Raw genomic sequence first — 11,196 nt, 5'->3', positions numbered from 1 at the left:
GTGCGCAGCCCGCGCGCGACGCCCGCCTCGTCGCGGGTCGGGGCCTCGGTGACGAGCAGGCCGAGGACGTCGGCGTCCTCCTGCGGCCCCGCCGTCCCGGCGACCTCCGCGCGGACCTCGCGGGCCGGGCGCCGCACGGCCGGGTCCCACTGCGGGCCGACCGCCGTGGCCAGGGGCTTGAGCGGCTCGAGGCCGGCGCCGCCGTCGTCCTGGGCCGTGAGACGGGCGAGCGGGGTGTTCTCGGCGTCGGTGAGCACGGTGGCGGTGCGCGACGTGCCGAGCGGCCCGACGGCCGCGCCGGCCAGGGCGCTCGCGAGGGCCGCGGGGCTGATCGCGCCGCCGAGCGCCAGCTCGAGGAGGTCCAGCTCGTCGTCGGACAGGACGCGTGCGGGGGAGGAGTCGGTCATCGGTGCGGGCTCGTCTCTGCTGGGTCGTCGGCCGGGTCGTCTGCCGGGTCTGCCGGGTCTACCGGGTCGTGGGCGGGGTCCTCCGCCGGGTCGCCTGTCGTCCCGCGCTCCGCCGCCCCGTAGCGGCGGCGCACCTGGAACCACACGAGGTTGCCGAGCACGAGGGCTGCCGCCGCGGCGCCGAGCACGACGGGCAGGCTCGCGCCGAGGAGCTTGAGCGCCGAGGCGAGGAGCAGCACGGCCAGGGCGCGCCGGATGATGCCGCCGGGGGCCCGGGAGGAGACGTGCGCGCCGAACCAGGCGCCCGGGACCGCGCCCACGAGCAGCGAGGTCGTCAGGTCGAGCGAGAAGTCGCCGTACAGCACGTGGCCCAGCGAGGCCGCCGCGACGAGCGGCACAGCCTGCACGAGGTCGGTGCCGACGAGCTGGGACGCCTTGAGCGCGGGGTAGAGCAGCAGGAGCACGACGATGACGACGGACCCGGCGCCGACGGACGTCATGCCGACCAGGAGACCTGCGACCGCGCCGAGGACGGCCGTCGGCACCGGGCGGACCACGAGCTCGCGCGGCGCCGTCGGCCGCGACGGTCCCTCGCCGAGCGCCGTGCGGCTCCGGAGCATCTGGAGCAGGGCGCGGACGACCAGGCCGAGGGAGGCGACGAGCAGGGCGACGCCGAGCACGCGCTGCAGCACGGTGTCCAGCGAGCCCTGGTACGGCAGGGCCCGGATGAGCAGCGCGCCGCAGAACGCCGCGGGTACGGAGCCGACGCAGAGCCACAGCACGAGGCGGAGGTCGACGGTCCGCCGCCGCAGGTGCACGAGCGCGCCGGCCGGCTTCATGAACAGGCTCGCGACCACGTCGCTCGAGACGGCCGTGAGCGGGTCGACCCGGAAGACGAAGATGAGCATCGGCGTCATGAGCGCCCCGCCGCCCATGCCGGTCAGGCCGACGACGAAGCCGACGGCGAGCCCGCCGAGGACGAGGGCCGGGTCGACGGTCACGGCAGCACCCGTCCGCCCGACCCGGCCGATGGCCCATCATTCCGGTCGGTTTTATAGGTAAAAGATGTGGGTCGATCGGCGATCAGCACGGATTGGCCCCCCTGGCAGTGGATCGCATGCACGAATGGTAGCCTCGGCGCGGTCGCCGGTGTTCCGCCCGGCAGCTCGCCCGGACCGGGCGGGCGGGGCCGCTACCCGGGGACAGGTCCGCCCGTCAGGGCCCCGCAGGCAGGGGCCCGCAGACCTCTCAGACCTGGAGACCGATGAGCTCGCACCCTCCCGCCCTGCCGTCGGCGGGGCTCGACGACGACGCCCTCGCCCACGCGCTCGCCGCCGGGGCCGCCGAGGTACTGCTGGCGCTGCGCGCCGAGGTGGACGCCGCGGGCGGCTCGTTCGAGGCCCGCCCGTTCAAGGACGCCGGCGACGCCGCCGCCCAGGCGTGGCTCGCCGAGGCGCTCGCCGCCGCCCGCCCCGCCGACGCCGTGCTCTCCGAGGAGGCCGCCGACGACCCGGCGCGTCTCACGGCGGACCGGGTCTGGATCATCGACCCGCTCGACGGCACGCGCGAGTTCGCGGAGCGACCCGCACCCGACGCCTCCGCAGGGCAGTGGCGGGACGACTTCGCGGTGCACGTCGCGCTGTGGCAGCGGGGCGTCGGGCTCACGGCGGGGGCCGTCGCGCTCCCGGCCCGCGGCCAGGTGCCGACCACCGCCGACGGCGTGACGACGGACGACCGGAGCGCCGCCGTCCTGGCGGGCGAGCGCCCGCTGCGCCTCGCGGCGAGCCGCAGCCGTCCGCCGGAGTTCGTGGCGGCGCTCGCCGAGCGCGACGACGTGGAGCTGGTCCCGATGGGCTCGGCCGGCGTCAAGGTGCTCGCCGTGGCCGACGGTACGGTGGACGCCTACGTCCACGCCGGCGGCCAGTACGAGTGGGACTCCGCGGCGCCCGTCGCCGTCGCCCGGTCCCGCGGGCTGGTGTGCACCCGGCTGGACGGTGCACAGCTCGAGTACAACCGGGAGAGCCCGTGGCTCCCCGACCTGTTCGTATGCCCCCCGGCACTCGTCGCGCACCTGCGCGGCCTGCTCGACACCGTCGGTGTCGCGTCCGTGGTCGGGGCAGATCGCAAGGAAGGTGCCCAGCCGTGAAGAGTCACGTCCTGAGCCAGCTGCGCAGCCTCGAGGCCGAGAGCATCCACATCATGCGCGAGGTGGTCGCCGAGATGCAGCGGCCCTGTCTGCTGTTCTCCGGCGGCAAGGACTCCATCGTCATGCTCCACCTCGCGGCCAAGGCGTTCGCCCCCGCGCGGATCCCGTTCCCGATCATGCACGTCGACACGGGCCTGAACTTCCAGACCGTGCTCGACTGCCGGGACCGGTGGGTGCAGCGCACGGGCGTCCAGCTCGTCGTCGCCTCCGTGCAGGAGGCGATCGACCGCGGCCTGGTGCAGGAGGAGCCCAACGGCTCCCGCAACCGGATCCAGACGCCGGTGCTGCTCGAGGCCGCGGAGAAGCACGGCTTCGACGCCCTGTTCGGCGGCGGCCGCCGCGACGAGGAGAAGGCGCGTGCCAAGGAGCGCGTGTTCTCCTTCCGCGACGACTTCGGCCAGTGGGACCCCAAGAACCAGCGCCCGGAGATCTGGAACCTCTACAACGGCCGCGTCCACCAGGGCGAGTCCATCCGGGTGTTCCCGCTGTCCAACTGGACCGAGCTCGACATCTGGTCCTACATCGAGGCCGAGGACATCGACCTGCCCGACCTGTACCTCGCCACGGAGCGCGAGGTCGTCGAGCGCGGCGGCATGCTCTACGAGGTCAACGAGTTCACGCCGCTCAAGGACGGCGAGGTCGCCACGGTCCGGTCCACCCGGTACCGCACCGTCGGCGACGCGAACCTCACCGCGTGCGTCGAGTCCGGCGCCGCGACGCTGCGCGAGGTCGTCGAGGAGGTGGCGGCCGTGCGTCTCACCGAGCGCGGCGCCACGCGCGGTGACGACAGGGTCAGCGAGGCCGCCATGGAGGACCGCAAGAAGGAAGGCTACTTCTGATGACGACGACGCTCCCCGAGCCCGGTCACACCCAGCCGTCGGGCGCGGTCGTCAGCGGCGACCTGCTGCGCTTCGCCACGGCCGGTTCCGTGGACGACGGCAAGTCGACCCTGATCGGCCGCCTGCTGTTCGACAGCAAGTCGATCTTCGCCGACCAGCTCGAGTCGGTCGAGCAGGTGAGCAGGGACCGTGGCAACGACTACGCGGACCTCTCGCTCCTGACGGACGGCCTGCGCGCCGAGCGCGAGCAGGGCATCACCATCGACGTGGCCTACCGCTACTTCGCGACGCCGAAGCGCAAGTTCATCATCGCGGACACGCCCGGCCACATCCAGTACACCCGCAACATGGTCACCGGCGCCTCGACGGCCGACGTCGCCCTCATCCTGGTCGACGCGCGCAAGGGTGTCGTCGAGCAGTCCCGCAGGCACACGTTCCTCGCGACGCTGCTGGGCGTGCCGCACGTCGTCGTCTGCGTGAACAAGATGGACCTCGTCGACTACGACGAGGCGGTCTTCGAGAACATCCGCAGGGAGTTCGCCGAGTTCGCCTCCCGGCTGCGGGTGCCCGACCTGACGTTCATCCCGGTGTCGGCCCTGCAGGGCGACAACGTGGTGACGCGGTCGGAGAACATGCCGTGGTTCGACGGCTCGCCGCTGCTCAGCCACCTGGAGCGGCTGCACGTGGCGTCGGACCGCAACCTGGTGGACGTGCGGTTCCCCGTGCAGTACGTGATCCGGCCGCAGCAGAACGACGCGCGCGACTACCGCGGCTACGCGGGCACCGTCGCGTCGGGCGTCATGAAGCCGGGCGACCGCGTGCTGGCCCTGCCCGCCGGTCTGGAGACGACGATCGCGTCGATCGACACGGCGGACGGCCCGGTGGCCGAGGCGTTCCCCCCGATGTCGGTCACGGTGCGCCTCACCGACGAGATCGACATCTCGCGCGGCGACATGATCTGCCGTCCCAACAACGCCCCCACGGTCACGCAGGACGTCGACGCGCAGATCTGCTGGATGGACGAGTCGGCGTCGCTGGTGCAGGGCAAGAAGTACGCGATCAAGCACACGACCCGGTGGGCGCGGGCGATGGTCAAGCAGATCAACTACCGCGTCGACGTGAACACGCTGCACCGGGACGAGGAGGCGAGCGAGATCCGGCTGAACGAGATCGCGCGCATCCGGCTGCGCGTGACCCAGCCGCTGTTCGTCGACTCCTACCAGGCCAACCGGCAGACCGGGGCGTTCATCCTCGTCGACGAGGCGACCAACAAGACGGTCGCCGCCGGCATGATCGGCGGCACGGTCCAGCAGTACTGACGCCCGGTCGCCGACCGGCCCCTGACGGGCCCGTGGCCGAGCCTTGACCAGGGTCCTGACCAGGCATCGAGCCCGGCCGGGGACCCGGCATCGAGCCCGGCCGGTCCTGGTACGCTGCCCAGCGCCGGAAGGCCGCCGGCCCCGCGCCGGCGGCCTTCCTCCGTCGCAGGACGGACGCCCGTCACCGCGGTCGCCGCGAGGTGCCCGGCCGTGGCGGGCTCGCCGACCCGGAGGTACCCCAGGTGACCGCAGTCCTCACCCCGCCGCAGCATGCGCCGGGCGGGCCGGACGTGGTCGCCCGCGTGCCGCGGCTGGGGCACATCCCCGAGCTGCACGGACTGCGCGGGCTCGCGCTGGCCCTCGTGGTCGCGTTCCACCTGTTCGGCGACGGGCGGGTGTCCGGCGGCGTCGACGTCTTCCTCGTCCTCTCGGGCTACCTGGCCACGCGGTCGCTGTTCGGCCGCCGGCGCAGCCTGGCCGAGCACTACGGGCGCACCTTCTCCCGGCTCGTCGGCCCCGCCCTCGTGGTCCTCGCCGCGACCGCCGGCCTCGCGTGGTGGGCCATGCCCAGCGGGACCTGGGTGCAGACGGGGCGGGAGATCCTCGCCTCGGCGCTCTACGTCGTGAACTGGGAGATGATCTCCGGCCAGCTCGCGTACGGTGCGGCGGGCCCCGGCACCAGCCCGGTGCAGCACTTCTGGTCGATGTCCGTCCAGGGACAGTTCTTCCTCGTCTGGCCGCTCGTGGTGACCCTCGTGGCCGTCCTCGCCCACCGCCTGTGGATCAGCGCGCGCGACGTGCTGCTCGTGGTGGTGCTCGGCACGACGGTCGCGTCGTTCGTCTTCGCGCTCCACCTGCACGGCGTGGACCAGCAGGTGGCCTACTTCCACTCGTGGGCGCGGTTCTGGGAGCTCGGCGTCGGCGCGCTCCTCGCGGTGGTGCAGCCGTGGGTGCACGTGGCGCGGCCGCTGCGTCCGGTGCTCGCCTGGGCGGGCCTCGGCCTCGTCGTCTCGAGCGGTTTCGTGCTCGACGGCGGCGCGCTGTTCCCCGGCCCCCTGGCACTGTGGCCCGTCGCGGGCGCGCTGCTCGTGCTCGTGGGCTCGGGCGGCCCGGCCGCGTGGGGCCCGCGGCGCCTGCTCGAGCTGGCGCCGCTGCGTCTCGTGGCCGACATCTCGTACGCGCTGTACCTGTGGCACTGGCCGCTGCTCATCGCCTACCTGAACCACACGGGCCGGGACCGGATCGACCCGCTCGGCGCGGCAGCGGTCCTCGCGGTCTCGGTGGCGCTGTCGTGGCTCACGACGAAGCTCGTGGCCGACCCGGCGCAGCGCTTCCAGGTGCGGTTCGGCGGGGTGCGCGCCCTGGTCGCCGCGACGGCCGCCGTCGCTGTCGCGGCGTCGGGCTCCGTGGTCGGCCTGCGGCTGCTGGAGCAGCGGGACGAGGCGCTGCTGGCGGCCGCCCAGCAGCCCGTCGACCCCGCGGCCTACCCGGGCGCGCTCGCGCTGAGCCCCACGTTCCACCCGACGGTGGTCGCCGACGTGGCCGTGCTGCCCGCCCCCCAGGTCGCCCCGCGTGACCTGCCGGCGGTCGAGGAGGAGGGGTGCGTCCAGGGCAACTCGAACGCCCCGGGGACGGACGCCCCGCTGGCCTGCGTGCTCAACGACCCGCCGGAGGCCGACCACCTGGTCGTCATGGTGGGTGACTCGCACATCGTCCAGTGGGCCCCCGCGATGCGGGAGGTCGGCCGCACGGAGGGCTGGCGGGTGCTGCTCATGGGCCGCCACGGCTGTCGGCTGGCCGCGCCGACCGGCGAGCCCGGGTCCCTGGACCGGTGCTGGTCGTGGCGCCTCAACGTGCTGGACGAGCTGGAACGGCTGCGTCCGGACGCCGTGGTCGTCGTCGGCAGCCGCACGTCGACGACGAGGCCGGGCGACGTCGTCGTCCCGCGCGAGGCGCGCGCGTGGCGCCGGCTCGCGCAGGCAGGCATCCGGGTGGTCACGCTGCGGGACAACCCCCGGTTCCCGTTCCAGGTGCCCGCGTGCGTCGAGCAGGTGGCCTCGGGCGAGGCAACGGGCTCGGGGCCGGGCGCGGCGGCGCCGTGCAGCAGACCGCGTGCCGAGGTGTACTCGCCGGTCGACCCCGTCGCGACGTCGGACAAGGTGCCCGACTCGGTGGTGCGCATCGACCTGACGCGCTTCCTCTGCGGTGACGTGCTCTGCGAGGGCGTGGTCGGGAACGTCCTGATCTACCGCGACGACAACCACCTCACCGCGACCTACGCCGAGACGCTGGCACGGCCGCTGCGCCGGGCGCTGCAGGTGCGGTGCCCGTGGCTGTTCGTCGCCCCCGAGGACAGCGAGGGCGTGGAGAGCGCCGACGTGGGGAGCCCGCCCGTCCGCGAGCGGTTCTGACGCGGACGGGCGGGCTCGCTCGGCGGGCGGTCAGCGGGTCACGGCCTCCAGGGCGTCGACCACGCCGTCGCCGTAGTACCCGTTGTCCGCGGGCGTGCCCACGCACACCGGACCCGAGGCGGTGGTGCACTCGTGGTCGTCCGCCTGGGCCCGGACGGCGGCCTCCAGCCGGGCGGGGCTCCACCGCGGGTGGGCCGACTTCAGGAGCGCCAGGACGCCCGCGACGTGCGGCGACGCCATCGACGTGCCGCTCTTGAGGCCCCAGGTGCCGTCGAGCGTCGTGGACAGGATCGAGCTGCCCGGCGCCGCGACGTCGATCACGCCGAGGCCGCGGTTGGAGAACGAGCTCAGTGCGCCGGTCTGCGTCACCGACGACGTCGTGACCACGCCGTCCAGCTCGGCGGGGATGTCCTCGCAGCCGGAGTTGATGACGCGCTGCACCGGGGTCGAGTCGTTCGGGCTGGAGGAGTCGGCCGTGTTGTTCGCCAGGTCGGTCGCGGCGTTGCCCGCGGCGGCGGCGTGCACGGCCCCGCGGCGGGTCGAGAACTCGACCGCACGGCGCACGGCCTCCTTCGCGGCCGCCTGGTCCGGCTGGTCCTCGCACCAGTACATGAACGGGTCCACGTAGTAGGAGTTGTTGGTGACGTCCATCCGCTGCAGGCCCGCCCAGACGAACCCGCAGACCGCGTACTCGGGGTAGATGAACCCGTCGTCGTTGACGACCTTGACCGACGCGAGCCGCACGCCGGGAGCCACGCCCACGATGCCGACGCCGTTGCGCGCCGCGGCGATGGTGCCGGCGACGTGGGTGCCGTGGTCGGAGGTCGTGGGCAGCCAGCCCGTCGCGGAGCGGTCGGGGCGGCCGCCGTCGGAGCAGTTCACCGAGCGGCGGGGGTCGACCTGATCGGCCAGGTCGGGGTGCGAGGCGTCGATCCCCGAGTCCAGCACGCCGACGACGACGTCGGAGGAGCCCGGGTCGATCTCGATCGCCTGGTCGGCCTTGATCATGGCCATGTCCCACTGGGTCACCTCCCCGGGGTCGGGGTCGGCGGCGCTGCGGGACGGCCCGTCGACGGTGCCGGCGTCCTGCTTGGTCGCCCGGCCGGTGACGGCCTTGCCCGGCCGCACGCCGCCGGGCGCCTCGGCGCCCGGGGTGCCCTCGGTCGGCGACACCGTGCGGGTGGCGCCCACGGACTCGACCACGTGGTGCCGGTCGGCCGCGACCACGTCGGCGCGGAACGAGCCGTTCGCGGAGTGCGCCACGACCACGCCGATCTGCGGCCAGGCCTGCACGACGACGCCGTCGGCCCGTTCGACGGCGCGCGCGGCCAGGGCCGTCGGCGCCGCGCCGGGGCGCTCCGTGTTCACGACGTAGGAGAACAGGGCTCCGTCCGGTGTGTCGATCGGCACTGGCGTCGACGGCGGCTCGTCGGCGGCGTAACCTGCCGCTGTGCCGAGCCCGGTCAGTGCGAGTGCCGTCGCGGTGGCGACGGCGAGTGCTCGCCGGTGAGGGGAGACGCGCATGCTTCACTCTCCTGTGGGTGATGGGCAGGTCCTCCTGCGGGACCCGTAGGGCAACCTACGCGCCATCGCCCGGTTCGTCCTCGCGCCGCCCCGGATGAACCGCCGCCGGAACGACACGTTTTCACCCGCCGGCCCCGCCTGTGGCACAGTGAACCGTCCTGACCCCGACACGAAGAGTCCCCTCGACCTGATGACGGCAACGACGACAGCCCCGGCCGCCACCACCCACCGGGCTCCCAGCAGCCCCGTCCGGCCCCGCAGAACGTTCCGCCCCGAGGTCCAGGCCCTGCGCGCGCTCGCAGTGCTGCTCGTGGTGATCTACCACATCGACCCCGCCGTCCTGCCCGGCGGGTACATCGGGGTCGACGTCTTCTTCGTCATCTCCGGCTTCCTCATCACCGGCCACCTCTGGCGCGAGGCGTCGAGCACGGGCCGGGTCAGCCTGGCGAAGTTCTGGGCCGCCCGCGCGCGGCGCATCCTGCCCGCCTCGCTCGTCACCACGATCGGCGTGATCGTCATCGCGTTCGTGCTGCTGCCGCCCTCGCTGGTGGAGTCGTGGTGGAAGCAGGCGCTGGCCTCCGTGCTCTACGTCGAGAACTGGGCGCTCGCGGCCGAGGCGGTCGACTACCAGGCCGCGACCAACGAGCCCACGGCGTTCCAGCACTTCTGGTCGCTGGGCGTGGAGGAGCAGTTCTACCTGTTCTGGCCGCTGCTCGTGCTCCTCGGCCTCGCGCTGTGGGGCGGGGCGCGCCGCGTCGTCGTCCGCGACCCCGCCCGGTTGCGGCGGATCCTGCTGGCCCTGTTCGGCGCGGTCCTGGTCGCCTCGTTCGTGTGGGGCGTGCAGCAGTCGCTCGCCGACGACCCGGTGGCGTACTACTCGACGTTCACGCGCGTCTGGGAGCTCGCCGTCGGCGGCGTGCTGGCCCTGCTCGTGCAGGACACGGCACGCTTCGCGCCGCTGCGCAACACCCTCGCGGTGTTCGGGGCGGCGACCATCGTCGCGGCGGCCTGCGTGCTCGACGACGGCACCCCGTTCCCCGGGTTCGCGGCGCTCGCGCCGACGTTGGGCGCGTGCGCCGTGATCGTCGCGGGACGCACGTCCGGTCCGGGGTCGCTGCGCACGGTCACCGAGTCGTGGGGCGTGCAGCGGCTGGGCGACATCTCGTACTCGCTCTACCTGTGGCACTTCCCGGTGATCGTCTTCTTCGGTCTCTACACCGGCCGGGAGCCGCGGTTCACCGACGTCATGGTGATCCTCGTGGCGTCGTTCGCGATGGCGATCGCCAGCTACACCCTGGTCGAGCAGCCGGTGCGCACCGCCGGGTGGTTCCGGGCGAACGGGCGCATGCTCGTGACCGCCCTCGTCGCGATGGTCGTGGTCACGGGCCTCGTCCTCACGCTGCCGCTGCGCGTGCACGGCATCGTCGAGCGCTGGGACGCGAACGCCCGCGAGGCGGCGGCCGAGGCCGACGAGACCATCCCCGAGGGCATCGAGCGGGACTTCGCGCCGTTCGTCGACGGGAGCACCGCGATCTCGCCCAACCCGATGAAGGCGGCGGAGGACAAGCACCCGGGGGTGGACGCGTGCCAGGCCGCGCAGCGCGCGACCGTGACGCCCCGGTGCGAGTTCGGTGTCACCGACGACCCGGCGGCGACCGTCGCCGTCGTCGGCGACTCGCACGCCGCCATGTTCACCGAGCCGGTCACCCGGGTGGCCACCGAGCGCGGGTGGCGCGTGGTCACCTACCTGCACTCCGCGTGCCCGTACAGCGCGGGGTCCCGGGTCGGCGACAGCCCGGAGGTCGACGCCTGCAACGCCGCCAACGCGCGCACGCGCGCCGAGCTGCGCGAGCTCGCACCCGACGTGGTGGTCACCGCGTACCAGGAGTCCTACTCGCTCGCCCGCTACGGCGAGGAGGGTCCCGCCGCCGGGCTGGCCGAGGTGTGGAACGAGCTGGCCGACCTGGGCGCGCAGGTCGTCGTCCTGCGGGACACCCCGCACGCGCGCGAGGACGTCATCGAGTGCGTCACCGAGAACTACACCGACCCGGCGCAGTGCGACCAGCCGCGCGAGGACGCCCTCGCCGGCCGCCGGACGGTGCCCGCCGCGCTCGAGGCGGCACCACGCGCGACGTCGGGCGACGTGCTCGACCTGTTCTGCGACGAGACGACGTGCCCCGCGGTGATCGGCAACGTGCTGGTGTACCGCGACCCGAACCACGTGACGCGCACCTACATGGACCAGGTCACCGACCGGGTCCGCGAGATCCTCCCCGAGGTCCGCTGACGAGGCGGCCCGGCCGGTTCGCCGGCCGGGCCGCGCGCCGCCCTGCGAGCCGGGCGTCCCGGCCGTAGCGTGCTGGGATGGAGCCTCGCACCGCCGCGCAGCCCGGTCCGCCGTCAGCCGTCCCCCGTGCGACGACTCGTGCCACGACCCGGGCGCGGGTCCGCGGCAGGGTCCGGCGGCGGCGCTGGGCGGGCGGGCTGGTC

7 protein-coding genes and 1 pseudogene are annotated in these 11,196 nt (G+C 73.9%); 5 read left to right on the top strand and 3 right to left on the bottom strand.

From position 1 onward, the window contains the following. Both HLB15_RS19675 and HLB15_RS19670 read right to left on the bottom strand, forming a co-directional pair. Positions 1–407, bottom strand: a pseudogene (locus HLB15_RS19675) (adenylyl-sulfate kinase); the annotation flags it as partial. Then, positions 404–1,408 (bottom strand): sulfite exporter TauE/SafE family protein, encoded by a 1,005-nt coding sequence (locus HLB15_RS19670; RefSeq protein WP_171107826.1) that lies wholly within the window; start codon positions 1,406–1,408, stop codon positions 404–406. The pseudogene HLB15_RS19675 and the gene HLB15_RS19670, both read right to left, overlap by 4 nt. 263 nt (positions 1,409–1,671) lie before the next feature. Here HLB15_RS19670 and HLB15_RS19665 point away from each other — a divergent pair, with 263 nt between their 5' ends. From HLB15_RS19665 to HLB15_RS19650, 4 genes are all read left to right on the top strand, one after another. Further along, positions 1,672–2,553 (top strand): 3'(2'),5'-bisphosphate nucleotidase CysQ, encoded by an 882-nt coding sequence (locus tag HLB15_RS19665; RefSeq protein ID WP_171107825.1) that lies wholly within the window; start codon positions 1,672–1,674, stop codon positions 2,551–2,553. Next, the gene (gene cysD, locus HLB15_RS19660) at positions 2,550–3,452 is read left to right on the top strand and encodes a sulfate adenylyltransferase subunit CysD (RefSeq protein ID WP_171107823.1); all 903 of its coding nucleotides are present in this window, start codon (positions 2,550–2,552) and stop codon (positions 3,450–3,452) included. Before HLB15_RS19665 ends, cysD begins: the two co-directional genes overlap by 4 nt. After that, positions 3,452–4,771, top strand: a complete 1,320-nt coding sequence (gene cysN, locus HLB15_RS19655; protein WP_171107821.1) for a sulfate adenylyltransferase subunit CysN — start codon at positions 3,452–3,454, stop codon at positions 4,769–4,771. Before cysD ends, cysN begins: the two co-directional genes overlap by 1 nt. 242 nt (positions 4,772–5,013) lie before the next feature. Then, positions 5,014–7,182 carry an acyltransferase family protein gene (locus HLB15_RS19650; RefSeq protein ID WP_171107819.1) on the top strand — a complete coding sequence of 723 codons (2,169 nt, stop codon included), beginning with the start codon at positions 5,014–5,016 and terminating at the stop codon, positions 7,180–7,182. Positions 7,183–7,212: 30 nt separating this feature from the next. Here the strand turns inward: HLB15_RS19650 and HLB15_RS19645 are convergent, their stop codons facing one another. Continuing rightward, on the bottom strand, positions 7,213–8,706 hold the full coding sequence (locus HLB15_RS19645; protein ID WP_171107818.1) for a S8 family peptidase: 1,494 nt from the start codon (positions 8,704–8,706) through the stop codon (positions 7,213–7,215). Positions 8,707–8,896: 190 nt separating this feature from the next. Here HLB15_RS19645 and HLB15_RS19640 point away from each other — a divergent pair, with 190 nt between their 5' ends. Then, entirely contained in the window at positions 8,897–10,993 is a 2,097-nt protein-coding gene (locus tag HLB15_RS19640) for an acyltransferase family protein (protein WP_171107816.1), read from the top strand. The last annotated feature ends 203 nt before the right edge of the window (positions 10,994–11,196 follow it).

Origin of the sequence: Promicromonospora citrea, from assembly GCF_013004695.1 — a bacterium.
In the GTDB taxonomy this organism is placed as follows: domain Bacteria; phylum Actinomycetota; class Actinomycetes; order Actinomycetales; family Cellulomonadaceae; genus Promicromonospora; species Promicromonospora citrea.
The sequence above is the reverse complement of the archived record's forward strand: the minus strand, read 5'-3'. Positions and strand labels throughout refer to the sequence as shown.